This is a genomic window from Herbaspirillum frisingense (assembly GCF_047325095.1).
Lineage (GTDB): Bacteria > Pseudomonadota > Gammaproteobacteria > Burkholderiales > Burkholderiaceae_D > Herbaspirillum > Herbaspirillum frisingense.
Map to the genome: position 1 here is coordinate 2,945,988 of NZ_CP168558.1, position 22,553 is coordinate 2,968,540.

General features: G+C 65.0%; 20 protein-coding genes and 1 pseudogene. 8 read left to right on the forward strand and 13 right to left on the reverse strand.

Annotated elements, in window-relative coordinates:
* Positions 1–82: 82 nt before the first annotated feature.
* Positions 83–958, forward strand: a complete 876-nt coding sequence (locus ACEOAC_RS13600) for an MBL fold metallo-hydrolase (protein ID WP_241812291.1) — start codon at positions 83–85, stop codon at positions 956–958.
* A 33-nt stretch (positions 959–991) separates the two neighbouring features.
* Here the strand turns inward: ACEOAC_RS13600 and ACEOAC_RS13605 are convergent, their stop codons facing one another.
* From ACEOAC_RS13605 to ACEOAC_RS13615, 3 genes and pseudogenes are all read right to left on the reverse strand, one after another.
* Positions 992–1,447 (reverse strand): hypothetical protein, encoded by a 456-nt coding sequence (locus ACEOAC_RS13605; RefSeq protein WP_413628394.1) that lies wholly within the window; start codon positions 1,445–1,447, stop codon positions 992–994.
* A 70-nt stretch (positions 1,448–1,517) separates the two neighbouring features.
* Positions 1,518–4,054, reverse strand: a pseudogene (locus ACEOAC_RS13610) (YbcC family protein).
* Between the two features lie 33 nt (positions 4,055–4,087).
* Entirely contained in the window at positions 4,088–5,686 is a 1,599-nt protein-coding gene (locus ACEOAC_RS13615; RefSeq protein ID WP_413628395.1) for an NADH-quinone oxidoreductase subunit L, read from the reverse strand.
* 99 nt (positions 5,687–5,785) lie between these two features.
* Here ACEOAC_RS13615 and ACEOAC_RS13620 point away from each other — a divergent pair, with 99 nt between their 5' ends.
* From ACEOAC_RS13620 to ACEOAC_RS13645, 6 genes are all read left to right on the forward strand, one after another.
* Complete coding sequence (locus tag ACEOAC_RS13620) at positions 5,786–6,703, forward strand: LysR family transcriptional regulator (RefSeq protein WP_006464828.1); 918 nt, start codon at positions 5,786–5,788, stop codon at positions 6,701–6,703.
* A 109-nt stretch (positions 6,704–6,812) separates the two neighbouring features.
* The gene (locus ACEOAC_RS13625) at positions 6,813–7,115 is read left to right on the forward strand and encodes a hypothetical protein (RefSeq protein ID WP_234296667.1); all 303 of its coding nucleotides are present in this window, start codon (positions 6,813–6,815) and stop codon (positions 7,113–7,115) included.
* A gap of 191 nt (positions 7,116–7,306) precedes the next feature.
* Complete coding sequence (locus ACEOAC_RS13630; protein WP_006464830.1) at positions 7,307–7,624, forward strand: ArsR/SmtB family transcription factor; 318 nt, start codon at positions 7,307–7,309, stop codon at positions 7,622–7,624.
* Between the two features lie 2 nt (positions 7,625–7,626).
* The gene (locus tag ACEOAC_RS13635; RefSeq protein ID WP_006464831.1) at positions 7,627–8,061 is read left to right on the forward strand and encodes a YeeE/YedE family protein; all 435 of its coding nucleotides are present in this window, start codon (positions 7,627–7,629) and stop codon (positions 8,059–8,061) included.
* A gap of 11 nt (positions 8,062–8,072) precedes the next feature.
* A complete protein-coding gene (locus tag ACEOAC_RS13640) occupies positions 8,073–8,534 on the forward strand; it encodes a DUF6691 family protein (protein WP_413445356.1) in 462 nt (153 codons plus the stop codon).
* A gap of 486 nt (positions 8,535–9,020) precedes the next feature.
* Complete coding sequence (locus tag ACEOAC_RS13645; protein ID WP_006464833.1) at positions 9,021–9,716, forward strand: VIT family protein; 696 nt, start codon at positions 9,021–9,023, stop codon at positions 9,714–9,716.
* 14 nt (positions 9,717–9,730) lie between these two features.
* Here the strand turns inward: ACEOAC_RS13645 and ACEOAC_RS13650 are convergent, their stop codons facing one another.
* Both ACEOAC_RS13650 and ACEOAC_RS13655 read right to left on the reverse strand, forming a co-directional pair.
* Entirely contained in the window at positions 9,731–10,144 is a 414-nt protein-coding gene (locus ACEOAC_RS13650) for a DUF2306 domain-containing protein (RefSeq protein ID WP_241812285.1), read from the reverse strand.
* Positions 10,145–10,311: 167 nt separating this feature from the next.
* A complete protein-coding gene (locus tag ACEOAC_RS13655) occupies positions 10,312–12,348 on the reverse strand; it encodes a hybrid sensor histidine kinase/response regulator (RefSeq protein WP_241812284.1) in 2,037 nt (678 codons plus the stop codon).
* Between the two features lie 263 nt (positions 12,349–12,611).
* Between ACEOAC_RS13655 and ACEOAC_RS13660 the strand changes: the two genes are divergently transcribed.
* Positions 12,612–13,442, forward strand: a complete 831-nt coding sequence (locus ACEOAC_RS13660) for a VOC family protein (protein WP_413628396.1) — start codon at positions 12,612–12,614, stop codon at positions 13,440–13,442.
* 13 nt (positions 13,443–13,455) lie between these two features.
* Here ACEOAC_RS13660 and ACEOAC_RS13665 read toward each other — a convergent pair whose 3' ends face one another.
* The 8 genes from ACEOAC_RS13665 to ACEOAC_RS13700 all read right to left on the reverse strand — a co-directional run bounded on the left by ACEOAC_RS13665 (position 13,456) and on the right by ACEOAC_RS13700 (position 22,369).
* Entirely contained in the window at positions 13,456–15,522 is a 2,067-nt protein-coding gene (locus ACEOAC_RS13665; protein WP_413628397.1) for an AsmA family protein, read from the reverse strand.
* A 138-nt stretch (positions 15,523–15,660) separates the two neighbouring features.
* On the reverse strand, positions 15,661–16,053 hold the full coding sequence (gene rbsD, locus ACEOAC_RS13670) for a D-ribose pyranase (RefSeq protein WP_413445614.1): 393 nt from the start codon (positions 16,051–16,053) through the stop codon (positions 15,661–15,663).
* A gap of 27 nt (positions 16,054–16,080) precedes the next feature.
* Positions 16,081–16,992, reverse strand: a complete 912-nt coding sequence (rbsK, locus tag ACEOAC_RS13675; protein ID WP_413628398.1) for a ribokinase — start codon at positions 16,990–16,992, stop codon at positions 16,081–16,083.
* 10 nt (positions 16,993–17,002) lie between these two features.
* Positions 17,003–18,022 (reverse strand): LacI family DNA-binding transcriptional regulator, encoded by a 1,020-nt coding sequence (locus tag ACEOAC_RS13680; RefSeq protein ID WP_413444907.1) that lies wholly within the window; start codon positions 18,020–18,022, stop codon positions 17,003–17,005.
* Positions 18,023–18,038: 16 nt separating this feature from the next.
* Positions 18,039–19,028, reverse strand: a complete 990-nt coding sequence (locus tag ACEOAC_RS13685) for an ABC transporter permease (protein ID WP_006464841.1) — start codon at positions 19,026–19,028, stop codon at positions 18,039–18,041.
* Between the two features lie 53 nt (positions 19,029–19,081).
* Positions 19,082–20,650 carry a sugar ABC transporter ATP-binding protein gene (locus tag ACEOAC_RS13690; protein ID WP_241812279.1) on the reverse strand — a complete coding sequence of 523 codons (1,569 nt, stop codon included), beginning with the start codon at positions 20,648–20,650 and terminating at the stop codon, positions 19,082–19,084.
* 148 nt (positions 20,651–20,798) lie between these two features.
* Positions 20,799–21,743: a sugar ABC transporter substrate-binding protein gene (locus ACEOAC_RS13695; RefSeq protein ID WP_102662532.1), complete on the reverse strand. Its 945-nt coding sequence runs from the start codon at positions 21,741–21,743 to the stop codon at positions 20,799–20,801.
* A 500-nt stretch (positions 21,744–22,243) separates the two neighbouring features.
* Positions 22,244–22,369, reverse strand: coding sequence for a hypothetical protein (locus tag ACEOAC_RS13700; protein WP_255411877.1), 126 nt, complete (start codon positions 22,367–22,369; stop codon positions 22,244–22,246).
* Positions 22,370–22,553: the final 184 nt, after the last annotated feature.

The following is a 22,553-nucleotide window of genomic DNA, read 5'->3' on the forward strand; positions in this document are numbered from 1 at the left end:
CAGTGGCAAACTGGCGTCTTTGGAAAACATTGGCTGGCATGCATCTTGATAGAGGGTGCTCACCGACATGGAAGGAATCCACATGACCAAGCTCCACATCGAAGGGCATTTCGACCCCGCCACCAGTACCGTCAGCTATATCGTGCTGGATCGCTCCACCGGACAATGCGCACTGCTGGACAGCGTGCTGGATTACGACCCCAAGTCTGGTCGCACCGCGACGGCCAGCGCCGATCTGCTGATCCGGCGCGTGGGGGAACTGGGCGCCTCGGTCCAGTGGATCCTGGAAACACACGCCCACGCCGACCACCTGTCGGCGGCTCCCTATCTCAAGCGCAAGCTGGGCGGGAGTATCGCCATCGGCGAACACATCCGCCAGGTGCAGGGTGTGTTCGGCAAGTTGTTCAATGCGGGTGGTGACTTTGCTCGGGACGGTAGCCAGTTCGATCACCTGTTTGCCGATGGCGAACGGTTCCAGATCGGTGAGCTTCATGCCCGCGTGATGCATACACCGGGCCATACGCCGGCCTGTATCACCTATGTCGTGGAAGAAGCCGGCGAGGTCGCGGCCTTCGTCGGCGATACCCTGTTCATGCCCGACTACGGCACCGCCCGCTGCGACTTCCCTGGCGGGAATGCGCGCACCCTGTTCCGCTCCATCCATGAGGTTTTGAGTCTGCCGGCGCACACCCGGATCTATCTGTGCCACGACTACCAGCCCAATGGCCGTGCCCTGCAATTCGAGACCACCGTCGCCGAGGAGCGCCAGAACAACATTCATGTGCGTGACGGTATAAGCGAAGAAGAATTCGTCACCATGCGCAGCGCCCGTGATGCCACCCTGGGTATGCCGGTATTGCTGCTGCCTTCGGTGCAAGTGAACATGCGCGCCGGCCAGTTGCCGCCGCCTGAGGACAACGGCGTGCGCTACCTGAAGATTCCGCTGGACGCGGTCTGAACGGCTCCATCCTCAGCCAATCAGTCTCTCAGTCTATTTGCAGTCCGGATTTCCGTGCGTGCGCAGGCACTGGCTGCGGGCACAGGCGGCGATGACCTGGTCGCGGCCGTATTCGTTGATGTCGACCGTGACGTAGACCGGGTATTGCTGGTACTCGGTGCGGGTGATGTCCTGGCAGACAGTATCGGTACGGTTGCCGTTGGTGACTGAGCTGCAGCGGGTCTGCCCGGTCGGCACCTGGATGGGGCGGGTACGCATTTCCATGCGGGTCTGGTTGATCACCGGGTATTGCGCGTAAGCCGCCGGTGCACACTGGCTTTCGGTGGCGCGATAGGCTTCGGTGGCACAGCCCGATAGCGCCAGCCCCAGGCACAACATGGCAAGGTAGTGCCACGGCGCGCGCTGCCGCGCCTGGCCAATCGACCGGCGCGACCGGTGCGACAGGCCAGGGCCGGGCAAGGGGCCGAGGGCGGGCTGGGTGGGTTTCATGGGTTCTCCGGCGATCAGGGTAGGCAAAACGGCGATCATGCTACCTCAAATACCGGACGTCCCGGGGTTTTCAAAGAGCCAGACCCTGCCAGCCGCCCTGCTTCCACTGCACCAGGCCACTGCCGGCAAAGCGCCACAGGTGCAGCCATCCATGCTGCAGCAGCTGCCGCACGATGGCATGGCGGGAGACGATGTCGTCGATGGCTGCCTGCGGGGCGTCCACCACTACCGTCAGCCGCAAGGGCTCATGCACCCACTGCTGGCCGTCATGCAGTGACTGGCGCGACAACCCGATGCGCAGATCGCCGCCATTGCCTTCGAATACGCCAATGGTGCCGCCCACCACGTTGTGCAGCAGCTTGTTGCCGCTGCCCAGCCGCACCGGGTCGCTGGTGGACGCGTGGTACTGCCAGTTGATCCAGTGGGTCACCAGCATGGGTGCGGTCATCAGCAGTTCCAGCACGCTGCCGTCGGCGTCCTGACTGGCGTCGTAATCGTGCAGGAAGCAGCGACCGCCCAGATCCAGCCCACGGCTGCGCGCGCGGGGCGCAATCAGAAAGGCGGCATTGCCGGTGAGCCCCCATTCCGGGCGGGTCTCGGCACCGTCATTGGCGCGCCGGCGCAATGCCTTCAACAGGGCTGGCGGCGTCAGCCTGTCCTGCAGGCCGAGCCGGCCGGCGCGTTCACGGCGCACCCGATCGCCGGCCTCGGCCAGGGTCGGTTGCAAGGCATCCCAGCGCTGGCGGGCGTTCGTCGGCAAGAGGTCCAGATCGAAGGCCTCCACCTCGTCGGTGGTGGTGTTGTGCAGGAGGGCCAGGAAGCGGCTGTCCTCGGGAATGAGGATCCCCCGCTCCAGCAGGCCGCGCCGCACCTCGATCTCATTGAGTAGCTGTGCCAGCGTACGGGCATTGACCTCGCCGGTCTGGCCGCAGCAGGCGCCACAATCCAGGGCGGCCGCATGCGCATTGTTGGCCGACTGGCTGCCATGGCCCACCAGCAGCACCAGCGGCGCGATCTGCCGATCCAGTCCCATGGCGTGCAGCACCCGCGCGGCCAGGGTGATCTTGTCGGGAAGCGAGATGGCGTTCAATTGCGGACGGCAGAGCTGGCGGTACCGGCTCGGCAAGCCGTGCAGGTCGTCCCGCGCGCGTTCGGCCTGTCCGGGGCGCAACCACTTCCACAAGCCCCCAGCGCCGTCACGCCGGCCACCTCGACGAAGGAAAACGCCGACCCCGGCCAGCGGGTATTGCCCTGCCACTGTTCCTGGGTGGCCAGGGTCTGGCGCCGGCTGCGGCCCACGGCGTCGGTCAGCACGCTGCTGGGCCGGGCGGCACCGGCTGGCTGGATGGCGTCGCGCACCTGGTAGGCCGGTGCCAGCAGGCCAGGCAATTGCGGTCGACTGGCTTCGCTGGCCAGCGGGGTATAGGCCACCGGCAGGCCGAAGAAACCGGCAAAGCCCAGGGTCTGCATGCCGGGATGCACGCTCTCCAGGGCGCGGCGCAAGGGCTCGCTGCGCACGTCGATGCAGAAGGCGGCTTGCACCTCGATGGTAGGCGCAGCGCTCGCGGTGGGCTCGCCGTGGCGCTGCAGTTGCTGCGCCAGACGGCGCTGATAGCCGGCCTCCAGGGCCACCTGCCAGAGTTCGTCCACCAGCAGATCGTGCTGCGCCTGTTGCAACCGTTCCGGCGACCGCGCCCAGGCCTGCTGGACGGTGTGGAAAGCGTGACCGGCGGCGGCATCGTCCTTGCACTCCAGCAGCAAGGCGCCCCAGGCCATGCGGATGGCCAGCAGTTCGCGCAGGTGCTGGTCCTCGCCCTGTTCCAGGCGCGCCTGCCAGCCTAGATAGGCGCACCAGGAGGCCCAGCCATTGACCGTCAGCAGCACTGCTTCCAGATAATCAGCCCAGACTTCGCTGGGCAGGCCCAGGTGCTGCATGACCCAGCGCTCGGCCTCATGGGCGCTGGCCGGCAAGGCGCGGATCCCATCGGCGATGTGTGGCAGGCCCATCAACAGGCCGATGCCGTGGTCATGCTCCAGCGTCTCGCGCCAGAAGGCGTAGAGGCCCATGCCGCGCTGCGGCTGCCAATCGGCCTGGTGACGGTCGAAATAGGCGGCACAGGTCTGGCTGACCTGGTGCGTGATGGCCTGCCGCCAGGATAGCCGGGTATGGCGCTGCGGATCGTTGTCCAGGACGTCGATCAGCAAGGGCAGCCGCTGCACCTGGGTGGGCGAGGTCAGCATCGCCAGGCAATGGGCCTCGTCGATGCCACGGTCGGCCGCTTCCTGCGACTGTTGCAGCGCATAGCGCAAGTCGTCGCGGGTGACGCGGCCCTGCTCCCAGGCCTGGCGCAACTGCTCCTGCGGCGGGAAGACCTGGATCCCGCCCAGCAGCAGCATGCGCGCAGCAACCTGGCGCAGCGGCATACCCACGCGGGTCCAGTGGGGATTGACGGCAATGGCGCGATCCAGTGGCCAGGCCGGGGCAATGGCGCCGCAGGCGTCCTGGCAGGCTTGTTCGAGCAGGCGGTCCTGTTGCCCGGTCCAGGCCTGTGCCTGCACCGGCGCGCTGGCCAGCGCTGCCTGGGCATTCTGATGGAAGGCATTCATGGGTGTTCTCCTTGTGATCCGGATCTGGCTGGCTCAATGCCGGGCATCGCCCAGCAAGCTGGGCGCGGTCTGCGTTGTACCCTGATTTGCGGCCGCCCGGCGCGCTTTGGGCGCCCAGTCGGATGGCCACAGGGTCAGGGCCAGGCGGGTGTAGGCCTCATCCAGGTAGAAGCCGGCGTAACTGCGGCGACGCCATGCCGCCATGGCTTGCGGGCGAAGCTGCAGCAAGCCCATGCAGACATACAGGGCCAGCATGGTCAGCAGTGCCAGCACACCGTAGCCGGTGCGGGGGAAATCGACGATCTGCAGCGGCAACAGGTGCGCCACGAGAGCGGCCAGCGTCAGGCCGGCGGCGCCACCCAGCCCCAGGCCGACGCTGCGCAGGCGTGACCCTTCCGGCCGCTGCGGCAGCCACAACAAGGGTGCCCAGGCCAGGGCCAGCACCCCGCTCCACCACCACGGCCAGGCCGCATGGGGACTGACGCTTTGCAGGGCCACGACCAACGCAGCGCTGAGCAGTGGTGCTCCGACCACGCTGGCCGTGGATGGCAGGGCCGGCGCATGCAGGGCTTGCAGCCGGGTGTCCCGCACCACCGACGACGCGGACAGGAAGGCATGCGCCTTGTACAGTGAATGACCGATCAGATGCAGGGCCGCAAACATGTACAGGCCGGCAGCGCATTCGAGCAGCATGAAACCCATCTGCGCCACGGTGGACCACGCCAGCTTCACCTTGATGCTGATGCGTGTGAGCATGACCAGCCCGGCCAGCAGCACCGTGCCGCCACTGACCACCAGCAGCACGCTGCGCGCGGCCACGGCCTGCTCCAGCAGCGGTGCAAAGCGCACCAGCACGAAACCGCCGAGGTTGACCACGCCTGCATGCAGCAGGGCCGAGACCGGCGTGGGCGCCTCCATCACCTGGATCAGCCAGCCATGCACCGGCAGCAAGGCGGTGCGCAGGATCACCGCCAGCACCAGGCAGAGTGCGCTCAGTTGCAGGCCCGGGGACATGCCATGTTGCTCCACGTGAGCCAGGTTAGCCAGGTGAGACCAAAGCGCCGGCAACGAAGCGCTGCCGACTGCCGACCACGCCAGGCCGGCCGCTGCGACCAGCAGCACATCGGCCAGGCGGTCGGCGATGCGTTTCTTGTACGCCGCCAGGCGGGCGAAGGGCCGGTCCGGGTAGAAGCACAGCAGCTTTTCCAGCGCCAGCCCGACCAGCGCCCAGGCGACGATGAGCACCAGCCAGTGGTCCGCCAGCAGCAAGAGGTGCACGGCCATCAGCACCACCGACAGGGCCGCGATGTACTGGCGCTGACCGCCCTCCCCCTGCAGGTAGCGTGCCGAAAAGCTGCCGATCACCGTGCCCAGGCCCTGCACCAGCAGCGCCAGCACCAGACCGAGGGTGGACGTACCCAGAACCCCGGGCCAGGGAGCGCCATGGCGGTCGAAGAACAAGGCTGCCACGGCCAGCAACAATGCCAGCAACAGCGCCAGGCCTGAGAGTGCCTGGTAACAACGCCACAGGCGCGTGGCTGGCAGCGAGGTGCCGGCCGCCAGGGTGGCCATGGCGAACATCAGCCCGGGCGCCGCCCAGGCTGCGCAGGAAAGAACGGAAATGGTGGTCATGACAGGAAGCCTCATGCAGTGCGATGGCGGGATGATGCTTGTCAAAGATCGTTCTGTAAATTACATTTATATGAACAAATCAATCTATAAAAAAGAACGATGCGACTAGAACAGCTTAATTTCCATCATCTGCGCTATTTCTGGCGAGTCGCCAAGCTCGGCCATTTGACCCGCGCGGCGGAAGAGCTCCATACCTCGCAATCGGCGGTGTCAGCCCAGATTCGTCAGCTGGAAAAGCAGCTGGAAGAAGATCTCTTCATCCGCGAGGGCCGTCGACTGAGCCTGACTGATACCGGTCAACTGGTCTTCACCTATGCCGACAATATCTTCGGCTTGAGCCAGGAAATGCTGGGCCGCCTGGAAGGCCGCTCCGCCGGCATCACCCGGCTGCGTGTGGGCAGCGTGGCGACGCTGTCGCGTAATTATCAGGAAAACTGGCTGAGGCCGATCATGTCGGACGCCAGCGTGTCGCTGACCCTGGAATCGGGCTTGCTGGAGGGCCTGCTGGAGCGCCTGGTGCAACACCAGCTGGACGTGGTCCTGGCCAACGAGACGGTGCCCTCCGACCCGGATCGTCCGCTGCACTGCCGTTTCCTGGGCAGCCAGGCAGTATCGGTGGTGGGCCCGGCGCAGCGCTGGGAAAGCCGCAGCCTGCGTATCCCGCAAGATCTGGAAGGCGTGGATATGGCCCTACCCGGGCCGCGCCACGCACTGCGCATGCAGTTCGACGCCCTGTGCATTTCCAACGATGTGCGCCCTCGCATGCGCGCCGAAGTCGACGACATGGCCATGCTGCGACTGATCGCCCGCGACAGCGGCTGGCTGACCGTCCTGCCGGAAGTGGTGGTGCAGGATGAACTGCGCAACGGCACCCTGGTCGTGGCCGGGCAGACCAGTGAACTGGTCGAGAGCTTCTACGCCATCACCACGCCCCACCATCATCACGACGAATGGCTAGACAAGCTGCTTGGCGCCGGGCCGGACGCATCTGGAGGGAAGCGTATCGCCGCCAAGTGAAAATCCATAGACGACTGCTATTGCCGTATTGGCAATGATTGCATTTCGTGCATGTGGCTCAATAGCACTGTTGTCATTGGAGTAATAGCGTACACTGGGGCAGTTCAGGATGAGCTTTGTCAAAGCCACCTGCTCCACGATAAGAAACGCGGCGGGGAAGATGAGAAAGGCACTTTTCAGGTATCGCAACGAGCTGGTCCGGATCGAGCTCAAATGTCCGGCCAGCCCCGACGGCGGTGCTACAGGCGGCAACGGAAGAACCGGTGTCGGTGGGTGGACCTGGGATCTCTATATCAATGGCGAACTGCAGTTTTGCGGACAGGACGCGCCTTTTGCATTTGCCGAAGAAGCCATGGCGGCCGCCAGACAGGCCAGTTGTCGGCTGATCGATCTGCTGCACGCCGCATCCTGAATCATCCGGGCGAGGATCTCGCCAACACAGGTCCGCCGGCTGTTTCCTCGCGTGTCCTCTGCCGCAGCCCCGCCCACACTCCTGCCTGCAGTCCCTTCTCTTTCCTGCCCCTTTTCTGAAATCCTTGCGTTGTACGTTTGCGGCTGTTATTATATATATTAATATATTATCTTTTATGATATTGAAGACGCATGAGCAACGTAACCCCGCTACGCGCCGAACAGATGCGTCAGGCCGCCGGTGAAGCGGTCACCGCCCTAAAGGTCCTTGCCAATGAAGACCGCCTGCTGCTGATGTGCCAGCTGTCGCAGCAGGAGATGTGCGTCAGCGAACTGGAAGAAGCGCTTGATATCCGGCAGCCCACCCTGTCGCAACAATTGGGCGTGCTACGCAACGAGGGCGTGGTCACTACCCGCCGCGACGGCAAGCGCGTCTACTACCGTGTGGCCGATGAACGGCTGCTGGCGATGCTCGAACTGATGTACCAACTCTACTGCCCGAAGGAATGAACATGCACATTGCGTGGAACAGTTTTACCCCCGGCGGGGCGCTGGTGGGAGGTATGCTGATCGGGGCCGCTGCCGCCCTGCTGGTGCTTTTCACTGGCCGCATTGCCGGTATCAGCGGCATCGTGGCCGGGCTGCTGCAGCCCCCCTCGCGCGACACCGGCTGGCGCGTCCTGTTCGTGCTGGGACTGTTGCTGGCGCCGCTGCTCTATGGCGCCGTCACGGCCCTCCCCGCGGTGCGCATCGATGCCGGCTACCCGCAGGTCGTGCTGGCCGGCTTGCTGGTGGGGGTGGGCACGCGCTACGGTGCCGGCTGCACCAGCGGGCATGGCGTCTGTGGCTTATCCCGCTTTTCCCCGCGTTCGGCAGTCGCCACTGCCAGCTTCATGGGCGCCGGCTTCGTCAGCGTCTACCTGCTGCGCCACCTGGCCGGATTCTGAGTTCACCATCCATGGATGCAAAGATGAATAAAAAAGAGATGCTCGCTGCGCTCGCTGCAGGGGTAGCCGGCCTCCTGTTCGGCCTGGGACTGATCGTTTCCGGCATGGCCGATCCGGCCAAGGTACTCGGCTTTCTTGATCTGGCGGGGGCGTGGGATCCTTCGCTGGCCTTCGTGATGGGTGGAGCGATCGGGGTCGGTGTGATCGCTTTCGCGCGCGCCCGCAAGATGCAGCAATCGCTGCTGGGACAGCCGATGCAACTGCCCGCTGCCACCCGCATTGACCGGCGCCTGATTCTGGGCAGTCTGCTGTTTGGGGTCGGCTGGGGAATCGCCGGCATCTGCCCGGGCCCGGCACTGGTGCTGCTGGGTGAGGGAGAACGGAAAGGGATGGCCTTCGTCGTCGCGATGCTGGCGGGGATGATGCTGTTCCGATGGCTGGAGAGCAGGTCACGCCACGGCAGTCAGGGCTGAACGTAGAGGTTCATGCCCTCTGCCGGATTTGCACCCGGCCTGCTGCGGCGTCGTGTCGCTGCCGTTCAACTGTGGCCGGCGGCCTGGAACATCCCCAGCAAGGAAACGCCACCGATTAGCGCCAATACCGCAATGGCGGCAACGATTGCGATGGCAGTCTTGGGCTTGCGATCGGACATGATATTCTCCTTCTGGTGATGGTGCTATGTCAGGCTCTGCAGCCTTTGCAGTGTCAGCGGAAACGAATATGCGATCCTGCAGCTCAGACTAGCAGAGCGCTAAAACCAGCGGCATCGGCCACTACCGCGAGCGGCCCATCATCCCGTCTGTCATCCTCGTGGGACTGCAGGAAGTCAGCGCCCGTCAGTTTCTTCACCAAGCGGCCAACAAATGCGAATTGCCCTCATTTTCGCTAATTGTCATGGCATTCTCGCCGCCCCACCCCTAGAATCTGCGCCATTCCGACACCTCGTCTACTGCATAGCCATGCCCAGATTCCATCTCGAACATCACAAGGTCGATGCCATTTCCTGGCTGCGTGCCGCCGTCCTGGGTGCCAACGACGGCATCGTCTCCACTGCCAGCCTGCTGGTGGGCGTGGTGGCCGCCAACGCCAGCCACGAAAACGTATTGCTGACGGGCGTGGCTGGCCTGGTGGCTGGTGCCATGTCCATGGCCACCGGCGAATATGTCTCCGTGCATTCCCAGGCTGATAGCGAAAAGGCGGCCTTGAGCCAGGAGAAGGAAGAACTGGCAACCGACCCCGAGGGCGAACATCGCGAGTTGATGGCGATCTACATGCGCCGTGGCCTGAAGCAGGAAACTGCTAACCAGGTAGCGACCCAGTTGATGGCCCACGACGCCCTGGACGCCCATGCACGCGATGAGCTGGGCATCTCCGAAACCACCACCGCGCGCCCGGTACAGGCAGCACTGGTCTCGGCGCTGAGTTTCGCCGTGGGCGCAGCCTTGCCGCTGGCCGTGGTATGGCTGGCCCCTGCAGGCGTGCTGCTGGAGGCGATCGTGATCGCTGCCCTGTTGTCGCTGGCGGTGCTGGGCGCGGTCGCGGCCCGGACCGGGGGCGCCAACCTCTGGAAGGGGGCCTTACGGGTCAGCCTGTGGAGCTCGCTGGCCATGGCCAGCACTGCGGCCATCGGTTCATTCTTTGGCGCAGCTGTCTAGACGGGCCAGCGCGGTCACAGCCAGCCCAGCCATTGCCCCCAGACCAGTCGCCCCAGATAGCGTGAGGGCAGCAATGTGAAGAGCCCCGCCACCAGACAGGCGCCGACATAGATGCCCTGCATGGTGCGCCGATGCTGGACGATGTCTCCGCGCCTGGCTGCGGTGACGGCGCGATAGAGCCCCACCCCGGTCAACGGCACCAGCAGATGCAGTGGCGAAAATCCGCCGACATTGGGCAAGTCATGCGAACGGATGAAGAGCGCTGACAGCGCGGTGATGACCATACAGCCCAGCCAGCCATAACCGAGGAGGCGATGCCAGCGCGGACGTACCGTGCGACCCAGGCGGGTCCAGAGGGCGAGCGGGCCGATTGCCGCGGCACACAACGCAGCACTCAGGTGTAGGGTGACGATGGGGGTCGGGGACATGGCGGTTTCCGGTAAAACGATGGACCCGATTGTCACGGCTGTCCCCACGCGTCGCCAGCGTCATGCGACCAGATGCAGATTGCCTTGCCTGAAATGCTGCCAACGGGAGCAGCCGTGCCGCCACCGTTCTGACCACCGCCTTCAGGAACTCGACTGAGGCCCGCGAGCTACCTTTCCTCCCCCACCAGCTCCCGCACCCGCCGCGCCAGCACATCAGCTGCGAACGGCTTGGTCAATACCTGCATGCCCCGTTCCAGGTGGCCGTGGTTGAGCACTGCGTTCTCGGCATAACCGGTCACGAACAGCACCGGCAAATCCGGTCGCGGCGCGCGGATGGCGTCGGCCAGTTGGCGGCCATTCATGCCATTGGGCAGGCCGACGTCGGTGATCAGCAGGTCCAGCTCCGGATAGGCTTGCAGCAGCTTCAGGGCGGTCGGCCCATCTTCGGCCTCCAGCACGCTGTAGCCCAGGTCGGACAGGACCTCCACGGTCACCATGCGCACCAGCGGTTCATCGTCCACCACCAGGATGGTCTTGCTGCCTGGCGCTGCCGTGGCGCCGGCTTCGTCCGGCATGAGCAGGTCTTCTTCGCCCGCCTGGCCGTGGTGGCGCGGCAGGTAGATGCAGAGGGTGGCGCCCTGGCCCAGTTCGGAATAGATGCGTACCGCACCGCCCGACTGGCCGGCAAAACCATACACCATGGACAGGCCCAACCCCGTCCCCTGCCCCGTGGGCTTGGTGGTGAAAAAGGGATCAAAGGCACGCGCCACCACGTCCGGCGACATGCCGGTGCCGGTATCGCTCACGCATAGGGACACATACTGGCCCGGCGTCACACCGCGCTGCATGGCCGCCATGTCGTCCAGCCAGCGGTTGGCAGTCTCGATGGTGAGGCGGCCCCCATGCGGCATGGCGTCGCGGGCATTGATGCAGAGGTTGAGCAAGGCGTTTTCCAGTTGGCCGACGTCCACGAAGGTATGCCAGAGCCCGCCGGCGGCAATGGTTTCCACCGTGATGGCCGGGCCGACGCTGCGGCCGATCAGTTCGTGCATGTCGGCCACGATGCGATTGAGATCGGCGGGCTTGGGGTCCAGCGTCTGGCGTCGCGAAAACGCCAGCAGGCGCTGGGTCAACGCGGCAGCACGCTTGACGGCGGACTGGGCGCCGTTGAGGTGACGTTCGATGTCGCTGATGCGGCCCTGGGCCATGCGCACCTTCATCAGTTCCAGGCTGCCGCTGATGCCGGCCAGGATATTGTTGAAGTCGTGCGCCAGGCCACCGGTCAGTTGCCCCACCGCTTCCATCTTCTGCGCCTGGCGCAGGGCCTCCTCAGCTTCCAGCAAGGCGTTGGTCCGTTCCTGGACGCGCTGTTCCAGGGTCTCATTGAGCGAGCGCAAGGCGGCCAGGGCGCGGTCACGCTCGGCTTCGACGGCGCGCCGGCCTTCGATATCCATCAACACGCCGGGGAAGGTGCTGGGTACGCCATCCGGGGTCAATTCCACGCGGCCGTTGGCTTCCAGCCAGTAGTAGCGACCATCGCGTCGACGCGTGCGGTACTGGTGGGCGTAGGTGCCGCCCCGGGCCAGGGTTTCACGGATGCGGGCCGACAGTAGTTCGCGGTCGTCAGGGTGCACCGCTTCCATGATGTCGGCGATGCACAGGCGCGACAGGTCGCGCTCCGGCGCCAGGCCGAAGGCCACGGCAAAGCCCTCGTCGACGTTCAGGCGGTCCGAGGGGATATCCCAGATCCAGGTGCCGATGATGGCGCCGGCTTCCAGGGCCAGTTGCACGCGCTGGACGTTCTCGCGCAAGGCGGCCTCGGTCCGGCGACGCGCCGTCACGTCCCGGAACAGGACCGAGACCTGGCGCATTTCCACCGGCCCCACGCGCGTGGCGGAGACCTCGATATGACGACCGACGGCCTTGAATTCCTGCTCGAAACGCAGCGGCTGGCCGGTCAGCAGGACCTGTCCATACACATCCAGCCAGACCTGGGCATTCTCGGGCTCGATTTCACGCAGGCGCTTGCCGACGATGCCCTCGATGCCGGTATGACGGTAATAGCCGGAGTTGGCCTCGATATGAACATAATCACTCAAGGGGCCATGCGGCCCATCGATGAACTCGATGATGCAAAAACCATCATCGATAGCCTCCAGCAAGGCGTGACGATAGGCGCTGCTGAGAGGGCTATTCCCCTCCATTGCCGGTTGCTGATCCAAAATAATGCCCTTCCTGATCGTACTGTCTTCGTACTTGCCTTCGTACTTGCCTTTGTACGGGGCGATTGACTGCCCACGTCCACCCACTTGCGCCGCTACGGTAGAGCTTCGTGGCAAGCTTATCGGAAAGCTTGGCGTCGCGGCCACTTTCCGAGACAAATCCCCTGCCATGACAGGCCAGCTTGCCGCACGTAAAATGGCGGCCTGCCGCTTCCTGGCAGATTCATTCTTGTTGATTGGCTTCTATGACCCAAGGTCTGCCCGAAACGCTCCCGCTGGCGCAAAATATTCCCGCGCGGCTGGATCACCTCGTCCTCAATACCCACTACGACATCGACGCTGCCCATGCCCAGCTGCAGGCGCTGGGCTTTACGCTCACCCCGCGCGGCTATCACACACTGGGCTCGGTCAACCATCTGGTGATGTTCCCCGGCGGCTACCTGGAGTTGATCGGCCAGCCCCGCGACAGCGACAAGGTGCGCCAGGAAATCCTGGACAGCCCGCTGGGCCTCGACGGCCTGGTCTATGCCGTGGCCGACGTGCCGGCCTGCCACGACGCCTGGCAGGCACTGGGCCTGGTGGTGCAGCCGGTGCAACACTTCTCGCGGCCGGTGCTGCTGGACGGGGTTGCCACCGATGCCCGTTTTTCCACCGTACGCCTGATTCCCGGCCAGTTCGCCGCGGGACGGGTCTACGCCTGCCATCACTTCACGCCGGAACTGGTGTGGCGCCCTGAATGGATGGGCCATGCCAATGGCGTGCAGGGTCTCACCAGCATGCTGGTGACCGATGCCGATCCCGAGGCTACCCGGGCCGCCTATGCCCGCCTGGGGGAATGGGAAGACGGTTTCGCACTCGAATTTGCCGATGCCGCTGGCTTGCAGGCGCGCTTTGGTGGGCTGGCCGCCTTTGCGCCGCAGCGCCCGGCCGCTTTCGCGGCGCTGCGCTTTTCAGGCGGCGACCTCTCACGCATCAGCGCAGGGGCCCAAGCCCTGGGGCTGCCGCTGCACCAGGAGCCGCAGCGGCTGGTGGTGGCCCTGCCGGCATTCCAGGCGCTGTTCGAATTCCTGGGCTAGCGCTGTTGCAGCGCTAGCGCGCATCGGCCGCAGCGTGCGGGGCGCAATCGTCGGGTATCTTCTCGCCGGGGGTGATCAGCGGAATCACCGCTGCCACCGGTGCTACTAGGGCCAGGGCGGCGGCCGCCCCGGCCCGCGCAGCCAGGCCTTCCTTGCTGGCACCGATGTCGGGCTTGGCGAAGCTGCCCCGCACATACAAGGGGGTGCGCAGCGACAGGATGCGAACCTGCTTGGTGCGCGGATAGACGTTCAGCGCCAGCTTTTCCTGCCCCAGATCGACTTGGCCGGTGATGTCGATGGCCGCGTCCTCGGTATTGAGGATGCCGTGCCGGACCTGCGCCACGCCCTCCTTGATCGTCACATCGGCGGCGCCGCATAGCAGTTTGACCTGCTGGTCGCGGTACATCTTGGCAAACACCGCGTTGGCCAGGTTCAGACCGGCAGCTTCCAGGATGAACTGGCTGATGGTGCCCTGGCTCAGATCGGCCTTGATCCGCCCGTCGGCGCTGGCCAGCATGGCGGCGACCGAGTTGCCGCTGCCGTTGAGGCGGGCCTGGCCGTCCAGCTTGCCGAAGCTGGCGTCGATCCTGGCCAGTTTCGGAAACAGCTGGCGCACCTGCACCCCATGCAGGTTCACTTGCAGGCTTGAACGGATGTCGTTCTGGCGGCCATCGAGCGTGACTTCGCCGTCCCCCTTGCCACCGGCCATGACAAATTGCAGGGGCGCGACGGTTAGCACCTGGTCCTTCAGCCGCAGGGTGGTGCTGGCGTCCTGCCAGTCCAGCCCACCATGCAATTGCACGCGACTGGCCTTGAGTTCGATGTCGGCATCCAGCCTGGCCCAGCGCTGCGGCTGCGCCGGGCGTTCAGGCAGCACACGATCCTGGCGCTTGCCTTCGCTTTTGCCCTCTTTTTTGCCCTCTTTCTGCCTGCCACCAGCGGCCGGCACGTAATCCTCCAGCCGCAACAGATCGGCGTGGGCGGTCACGCTCAGGTGGTTCTTGGGCGGGCCGCGGTAGTAATGGGCATCCCCGGCGAAATCACTCTCACCGACCTTGCCGGTGAAGCGTTCATAGCGCCAGTCCCAGGCCTTGGTGGCGTTATCGCGATCGGTTTTGCCCGCGCCCGCGGCCTCGGCCCGCTGGATGGTCAGGCTGCCCTGGGTGCTGAACGCACGCGTGGCCGGCAACGGAACGCCACTGGCGGCATAGAGCCGGTCGAGGCTGTCGCCACTCAGACGCATCTGCAGGTCGGCACGCCGCAGCTGATGAGGATTGACGAGATTGCCGCTGATCACGGTGTGGACTTCGCCCACATCGGCCTGCGCCTGCAGGGGATAGACGCTGCCCTCGTTGAGCAGGTCGGGCAAGGGGCCGCCGCGCAATTGGCCCTGTATGTCAGCCTCACCGTAGCGGCCCGATACCGCTGCCTGCAGGACCAGTCCAGGCGGGCTGCCGCTGCCCTCGGCGGTGCGCATGGCGGCTGCACTCAGCGGGCGGGCGTCGAAGCGCAGGTCCAGGTCCAGCGGCTGGTCCACATAGCGGATCTGGGCATGGTCGAAGACGATCTGGTGGATGTCGAAGCTCCAGCGCGAACGTGGCTGGTCGGAGAAGCGCCAGTTCTTGCGGCGCTCGTCGGCCCGTTCCATGACCAGGTCCAGGCCGGTCACGCGCATGTCGGTGATATGCCAGTGCCAGTGCAATAGCGGGAGTGGGGAAAAATGCAGGTCCAGCAGACTGGCCCGGACCAGATGGTCGGCGCTCTGCGCCCAGTCCGGGTTGCCGATCTGCAGGTCACGTGCGGTAAAGTGCAGTTGCGGCAGCCAGGATCTGTCGCTTTGGGGTGTGGCCGGGGCCAGCGACCAGGACAGGCTGATCGGGCCATCGACCCGTATTTCCCGGGCCAGCATGGTGGAGAGCTGGCGGCTGATCCAGGGCTTGGCCAGGTTCCAGTCGAATAGCGCCACCAGCAGGGCCAGCAAGGCCGCCAGCGCCACCAGCGCGGTCACGCACCAGGTCAGCAGGCGGCCCAGCCTGGCCAGCAGTGGCCTGCCAGGCAGCCTCACCGGGTGCACGCGCATCTCCGCCCTCCTTCACTTTGCATGGTTCTGTCCTGACCGCTTAGGTCTCATCCAAACGCGACAGTATCAGCTGTAGGACCCTTGCTGGCTATAGGAGAAGCAGCCGGCCGCTTGTCAGAGGGATGGCAGGCCCAGGGCTTAGAACACCACGCCGGAACCGAGGATGATATTGGCGTAGGGGGTGCATTCGCCGGTGCGGATCAAGGCCTTGGCGCGGGCACTCTGGCGCTTGAAATCTTCATGCGGGACGCTGCGCTTGCCGGGCAGTCCCAGCGCTTCGACCTGGGCGGCCAGGGCGGGACTGACGGTCTGCATTTCGTCGGCCACGACGTGGAATTCGACCTGCAGTTCGCTCAGCACCGTCTGCAGCACGGTCATGAAGTCCGGCACGCCGCGCGTGACCGCAAGGTCGATCACGGGGACGCCGGCCGGCGCCGGCAAGCCGACGTCGCCGATGACCACGGTGTCGCCATGCCCCATGGTGGCAATCAGCTGGGAGATGGCGGCGTTGAGCAAGGCGGTCTTTTTCATGGCATTCCTGGCAGAGAAATCAAATGATCAGAGCACGACTTCGTCGCGCGTCGGGATGGAGGTCTGGGCACCGATGCGCGTCACGCTCAGGGCAGCAGCGGCCTGGGCGTAGGCGATGGCGTCGAACGGGTCGCGCCCCTGGGCGATGGCGCCGATGAAGCCGCCGATGAAGGTGTCGCCTGCAGCCGTGGTATCGACCGCCTGCACCTTGCGCGCCGGCAGATGGCCTTGCCGGCCATCGGCGAAGGCGCCGTAGACGCCCTTCTCACCCAGGGTGACCACCACATTGCGGGCGCCCAGCGCATGCAGGCGCGCGGCCAGTTGCGGGATGTCGTCGGAGTTGGCCACGGCACGCTCTTCGGCCAACATGGCGGCTTCGATCTCATTGAGGATCAGGTAATCGACCTTCTGCAGCAGTTCGCGAGGCAGTGCCTGGGCCGGCGCCGGGTTCAGCACCACGGTCTTGCCCAGGGAGTGGGCCAGCTCGATGGCGTGGATCACGGTGGGGATCGGGACTTCCAGTTGCAGCAGCACGATGGAAGCCTGTTCGATCAACGGGCGGGCCCGTTCGATGCGTTCCACGTCCAGGCGGCCATTGGCACCCGCGGCGATGACGATGCTGTTCTGGGCGTTGGCGTCGACCATGATGGAGGCAATGCCGGTGGCTTCGCCGGCCACCTCGTCGAGGTAGCGGTCATCGATGCCGCAGGCGGTAATGGACTGGCGCATCTGGGCGCCGAAGGCATCGTCGCCCACGCAGGCCACCATGGCCACGGCGGTGCCGGGCGCGGCCAGGCGGGCGCAGGCCACGGCCTGGTTGGCGCCCTTGCCGCCGGGGATGGTCATGAATTTGTCGCCCGCCAGGGTTTCACCCGGCATGGGCATGCGGGGCACGCGCAAAACCAGGTCCATGTTGACGCTGCCGATGATGACGATCATGTGCTTTCTCTTATTTCTTTATCTTGTTGTCGAACGGTGCGGTCGAGCCCCGCAGTTGCAATTGTGGCGCTACCGTCTCGCGGCGCGCCGGCAGGTCCGGGTCGGCGATGCGTTCCAGCAGGAATTGCGCCGTCAGGTTGCCCAGCCTGCGGGTGTTCTGGGCCACCGTGGTCAGGGGCGGATGGACGAACTGGGCCAGTTCGATGTCATCGAAGCCGACCACCGACAGCTGGCCCGGCACTTCGATCTGCAATTCGCCCGCGGCACGCAGCACGCCGATGGCCATCATGTCGTTACAGCAGAAGATGGCGTCGGGACGCGCATCGGCGGGACGCTCCTGCAGCAGTCGCATGGCCGCCTGGTAGCCGCCGATGCCGCTGAAGTCGGCATGCAGCAGGTCATTGGGCGCAAGCTTGCCACCGCCCTCCTCCAGCGTCTGGCGGAAACCCTGCACCCGCTCGTCGGACAGGTCCAGCCCCTGCGGGCCGGCGATGCAGGCCACGTGGCGCCGCTTCAGGTCCAGCAGATGACGGGCTGCCAGGCTGCCGCCGAGGGCGTTGTCGGTGCTGACCAGATCGATGTCCAGTTCCTTGGGGGCGCGGTCCAGCAGCACGGTGGGGATGTCCAGCTTGCCGGCCGCGTTCAGGTCGGACTGGTTCAGCGTGGCGAGGATGAGGCCGTCGCAGCGCTTGGTCTGCAAGACCAGCAGGTAGTCGCGCTGCTTGGCCGGGTCATCGTCGGAATTGCACAGGATGACGCTGTAGCCGGCGCCATAGCAGTGGTCTTCGATGCCCCGCGCCAGCTCCGAAAAGTACGGGTTGGTGTTGTTGGGGATGATCAGGCCGATACTGCCGGTGACCTTGCTGCGCAGCGAACGCGCCAGCGCACTGGGCACGTAGTCCAGTTCCTTGACCGCGGCCAGCACGCGCTCCTTGGCCTCCGGGCTGACCGGACGGGTCTGGTTGAGCACGTGCGAGACCGTGGTGTAGGATACTCCGGCCAGCCTGGCGACATCCTTGATGGTAGACATGGCGTGGGTGCTGCCGTCAGCGAGCGTGGCGCTGGCCACGACGACGATAGGTGTCCAGGATCACGGCCACCACGATGACCGCGCCGGTGATGATGCGCTTCATCGGCTCGCTCACGCCCACCTGCGCCAGGCCGGCTTCCAGTACCGAAATGATCAGCACGCCGATGAAGGTGCTGACGATGGAGCCACGCCCGCCCATGAGGCTGGTGCCGCCGATGACCACGGCCGCGATCACCTGCAGTTCCATGCCCACGCCGCCGTTGGGATCGGCCGCTTCCAGGCGCGACACCTGGAACAGCGCTGCGATGCCGGCCAGCCCGCCCATCAGGGCGAAGGCCAGGATCTTGCTGGGGTTGGGATTGACCCCGGACAGGCGCACCGCTTCTTCGTTGGTGCCGATACCGATCCAGTAGCGCCCCAGGACGGTCCGCGTGAGCACCAGTTGCGCAATGATGACGATGGCGATGGCCGAGAGGAAGGCCGGCGACATGCCAAACAGCACCGGCGAGCTGATGACGTCCACGGCGCTGCCGATGTATTCGGTGCGCGAGTTGGTGACCTGGTAGGCCAGGCCACGGGCGATTTCCAGCACGCCCAGCGAAACGATGAAGGACGGAATGCGCCAGTGCACCGACACCAGCCCGGTCAGCGTGCCGCACAGCGCCGCAACCACCACGCCAAGGGGGGCGGCGGCGTACAGCGGCCAGCCCCAGCGCACCATGGCCATGGACAGCATGGAGGCCGCCAGCGCCATCACCGAGCCGACCGACAGGTCGATACCACCGATGATGAGGATGAAGGTCATGCCCACCGACATCACCACCAGCGGCGGGATGTCATTGGAGAGCGTGATGAAGGTGGCCGCACTGAGGAAGTTTTCACTCAGGAAGGCGAACATCACGCACATCGCCAACAGCGCGGCGATGAGACCCAGGTAGTTCTTGAAACCGGCCAGGTAGGCCGCTTGCCGGCTGGCGGCAGGAGTGGAGGTAGAGGAAGTTTGCATCTGTCTCGTCAATTCTTGGCAGTTGAAGTTCTGGCTGGGCGCAGGTGGCCCGCTCAGGCCGTGTTGCCGGCCACATGGGCCGCTTCGGCGGCTTCCTGGCGTCCGACATAGCCACTGAAGGCAGCCGCCAGGATGCGCTCCTGCGACCAGTCGTCACGGCTGAAGGTGTCGGCGATGCGGCCGGCGCTCATGACGGCGATGCGGTCGCAGATCTGCATCAGTTCGCGCAGGTCGCTGGAGACCACCAGCAGGCCCTTGCCCTGTGCCGCCAGTTCGGCGAAGAGGCGGTAGATATCGGACTTGGCGCCGATGTCGATGCCCCGGGTGGGCTCGTCGAAGAGCATGATCGGGCAATCGCGGTACAGCCAGCGTGCGATCACCACCTTCTGCTGGTTGCCACCGGAAAGTTCACCGGCAGCCTGCGCCACGCTGGCACTGCGGATGCGCAGTTTCTTCACATAGTCGCGAGCGACGTCGGCTTCGGCCGCGTGGTCCAGCATGCCGCCCCGGCTGACGCGGCCCAGATGGGCCAGCGAGGTGTTCACGCTGATGGCTTGCGGCAGCAGCAGGCCCTGCCCTTTGCGGTCTTCGGTGACCATGGCAATGCCGGCCTTGACCGCATCCTTGGGACTGCGGATGCGGGCCGGTTGCTGGCCCTCGCCGATGAAGACTTCACCCTGGTCGGCGCGATCGGCGCCGAAGATCAGGCGCAGCAGTTCGGTGCGGCCGGAGCCGATCAGCCCGGCGATGCCCAGCACCTCGCCGGCATGCAGGGCGAAGCTGGCCGGCTGTACCACGCCGGCCCGACCCAGACCGCGCACGCGCAGCAGGGGCGCGCCGATACGGCGATGGCCGGCGTCCAGGTCAACCTTGGTCAGTTCACCGGCCATCAGTTGCACCAGTTGCTCGGTGGAATAACGGCCGATGTCGTCGTTGCAGACCAGCTTGCCGTCACGCAGCACCACGATGCGGTCGGCGATGCGTTTCAGTTCTTCCAGCCGGTGCGAGATATAGATGATGGCCACGCCTTCGGCGCGCAGGCGCTCGATGCGCGAGAACAGCAGTTCCACCTCGCGGTTGGTCAGCATGGCCGTGGGTTCGTCCAGGATCAGGCAACGGCAGCTGCCGATCAGGTTGCGGGCGATCTCGACCATCTGCTGATGGCCCAGACCCAGGTCGCCGACCGGTGTCCACGGGTCCAGTTCGCCCAGGCCGACCACTTCCATCTGGGTACGTGCGGCCTCGGCCAGTTTCTTGCGGTCTATCCAGCCGAAGCGACGCGGCAGCTTTTCCAGGAACAGGTTTTCGGCAATCGACAGCGTGGGGATCAGGTTCAGTTCCTGCATCACCATGCGGATGCCCAGCGCCTCGGCCTGGGTGCGCGACACCGGTTGATAGGCTTGGCCATCCAGTGTCATCTGGCCGGCACTGGCATCTACCAGGCCGCAGATGATCTTGGACAGCGTACTCTTGCCGGCACCGTTTTCGCCGGTCAGGGCCAGCACCTGGCCTGGATGCAGATCCAGGTCGATGCCGTCCAGTACCGGTGCGGCGTAGCTCTTGCCGATGCCGGACAGGGTCAGCAAGGCGGCGGTTCGGGAGGGGGAGTCGTTGGGCTGCATGGGTCTTTGGCGCGCATGGAGCGGCGGCAGAAAGGACGATGAGGAAGCAAAGGCCTGCGCCGCAGAACGGGCGCAGGTACCTTGCAAGTGAGGCGCCGGTGGCTGCACTAGCGCACCAGTGCAGGCCCGCGCCGCGCTTGCCGCCAGCTTACTTGGTGACCAGCGAGACCTTGGTCTCGACCACGCCACCCAGGGCGCTTTGCGGCTTCTTCTCGGAGACCGCCTTCAGGGCGGTTTCGATGCCGAACACGGCCTGCTGCTGGGCGAACTGGTCGACAGTGGCCAGCACGCGGCCATCCTTCAACATCGGCTTGATGGCGTTGATGTTGTCGTAGCCGACCAGTTGCACCTTGCCGGTCTTGCCGGCGGCGCGGATGGCGGCCACGGCGCCCAGGGCCATGTTGTCGTTGCCGGCCAGGATGGCCTTGATGTCCGGATGGGCGTTCAGGATGGAGGCGGCGACCTTGTTGCCCTGGTCGATTTCCCACTGGCCGGACTGCACGGTCACCACATTGGCGCCGACGTCCTTCATGGCGTCCTGGAAGCCCAGGGTGCGCTGCTGCGCATTGAAGGTGGTGGAGACGCCTTCGATGATGGCGACCTTGTCACCCTTCTGCAGTTGCTTGCCCAGGAAATCGCCGGCCAGCTTGGCGCCCTTGCGGTTGTCCGGGCCGACGAAAGGCACGGTGATGCCCTTTTCCTTCAGCGCCGCGTCGTCCAGCTTGTTGTCGATGTTGACCACGATGATGCCGGCGTCGATGGCCTTCTTGACCACCGGCACCAGCGCCTTCGAATCGGCCGGGGCGATGACCAGGGCGTTGACCTTGGAGACGATCATCTGCTCCACGATCTTGATCTGGTTGGCGGTGTCCTGCTCGTCCTTGATGCCGTTGGCGATCAGGTCGAACTTGCCGGCATTGGCCTTCTGGTATTCGCGGGCGCCGTTCTCCATGTTCAGGAAGAACTCGTTGGCCAGCGACTTCATGACCAGCGCCACCTTGGGCTTGGCCGGGGTCTGCGCCAGGGCGGCGCCGGGGAGGACTGCACAAGCCAGGGTAGCAATGGCGAAATGGCGGCGGGTGAATTTGTTCATCTGGGTCTCCAGTATTGATGTTGCCGGCGTTTCCTAGAAGATAGACGCCGTTATCGTTGCGCAAACGTTTGCGCGAGTTGGAGAATAGCACCGCAAAATAAGAAAATAAAGCTGCAGTGCAGCTTTTTTTTCATTTTGCGGGGACGACAACGGAAGGTCGAGGAAGGGCTGGATAACTCACCCAGCGCGGCCCTGCGCGCAGTTGGAGCGCAGTCGGTGGGCCAATACAAACGGCGGGAGGCGCCGGCATGGCACCTCCCGCCGTGATGAAAGTACGGAGGAACTGGAGATACGAAATTCAGGCAGCCGAGCGGTAACCAGCGCAGCACCGCTCCCATATCCAGGCCCCTGCCCGGGATGGAAAACGGCATGCTTCAGGCTGGCGACTGGTTTTACCCTTTCGTCTGCGTTTCAGGCAGGTGCTGCATGTTGCACGCAACCCGCCGACTGCGACGCACCGGATCGAGGCCGGCGCGCGCCCTGGCAATCCTGTACAGGGATCAGTGACCGAAATGGGTACGGCGCCAGACGTAAGCACCAAAGGCGCAACTGCCGATCACCACATACAAGGCATACCACGCCAGCATCTGGCCACCATAGGCCATCAACATTTCCATCAGGTTCATGTCTGTCTCCTCTGATATGACTGCTGCGCTGTTATTCGCGCAGGTTATCGTCCCAAGGGATGAAAATGTCGAAACAACAACATCCCCCACTTGCTGCGGGCCTTGCTGTCACCCGAAAACGGCCCGGCGCCCTTCCACGCCGCGCCGATAAAGGCCCGTGCAAATATCTTCCTACTGCCAAATG

Bases quoted from the DNA above. Each gene is read 5' to 3' on its own strand.
- ACEOAC_RS13615 (WP_413628395.1), bottom strand. From the start codon at position 5,686: ATGACCACCATTTCCGTTCTTTCCTGCGCAGCCTGGGCGGCGCCCGGG.
- rbsD (WP_413445614.1), bottom strand. From the start codon at position 16,053: ATGAAAAAGACCGCCTTGCTCAACGCCGCCATCTCCCAGCTGATTGCC.
- ACEOAC_RS13645 (WP_006464833.1), top strand. From the start codon at position 9,021: ATGCCCAGATTCCATCTCGAACATCACAAGGTCGATGCCATTTCCTGG.
- ACEOAC_RS13640 (WP_413445356.1), top strand. From the start codon at position 8,073: ATGGATGCAAAGATGAATAAAAAAGAGATGCTCGCTGCGCTCGCTGCA.
- ACEOAC_RS13650 (WP_241812285.1), bottom strand. From the start codon at position 10,144: ATGTCCCCGACCCCCATCGTCACCCTACACCTGAGTGCTGCGTTGTGT.
- ACEOAC_RS13690 (WP_241812279.1), bottom strand. From the start codon at position 20,650: ATGCAGCCCAACGACTCCCCCTCCCGAACCGCCGCCTTGCTGACCCTG.
- ACEOAC_RS13600 (WP_241812291.1), top strand. From the start codon at position 83: ATGACCAAGCTCCACATCGAAGGGCATTTCGACCCCGCCACCAGTACC.
- ACEOAC_RS13655 (WP_241812284.1), bottom strand. From the start codon at position 12,348: ATGGAGGGGAATAGCCCTCTCAGCAGCGCCTATCGTCACGCCTTGCTG.
- ACEOAC_RS13695 (WP_102662532.1), bottom strand. From the start codon at position 21,743: ATGAACAAATTCACCCGCCGCCATTTCGCCATTGCTACCCTGGCTTGT.
- ACEOAC_RS13700 (WP_255411877.1), bottom strand. From the start codon at position 22,369: ATGAACCTGATGGAAATGTTGATGGCCTATGGTGGCCAGATGCTGGCG.
- ACEOAC_RS13665 (WP_413628397.1), bottom strand. From the start codon at position 15,522: ATGCGCGTGCACCCGGTGAGGCTGCCTGGCAGGCCACTGCTGGCCAGG.
- rbsK (WP_413628398.1), bottom strand. From the start codon at position 16,992: ATGATCGTCATCATCGGCAGCGTCAACATGGACCTGGTTTTGCGCGTG.
- ACEOAC_RS13625 (WP_234296667.1), top strand. From the start codon at position 6,813: ATGAGCTTTGTCAAAGCCACCTGCTCCACGATAAGAAACGCGGCGGGG.
- ACEOAC_RS13685 (WP_006464841.1), bottom strand. From the start codon at position 19,028: ATGCAAACTTCCTCTACCTCCACTCCTGCCGCCAGCCGGCAAGCGGCC.
- ACEOAC_RS13605 (WP_413628394.1), bottom strand. From the start codon at position 1,447: ATGAAACCCACCCAGCCCGCCCTCGGCCCCTTGCCCGGCCCTGGCCTG.
- ACEOAC_RS13635 (WP_006464831.1), top strand. From the start codon at position 7,627: ATGCACATTGCGTGGAACAGTTTTACCCCCGGCGGGGCGCTGGTGGGA.
- ACEOAC_RS13620 (WP_006464828.1), top strand. From the start codon at position 5,786: ATGCGACTAGAACAGCTTAATTTCCATCATCTGCGCTATTTCTGGCGA.
- ACEOAC_RS13680 (WP_413444907.1), bottom strand. From the start codon at position 18,022: ATGTCTACCATCAAGGATGTCGCCAGGCTGGCCGGAGTATCCTACACC.
- ACEOAC_RS13630 (WP_006464830.1), top strand. From the start codon at position 7,307: ATGAGCAACGTAACCCCGCTACGCGCCGAACAGATGCGTCAGGCCGCC.
- ACEOAC_RS13660 (WP_413628396.1), top strand. From the start codon at position 12,612: ATGACCCAAGGTCTGCCCGAAACGCTCCCGCTGGCGCAAAATATTCCC.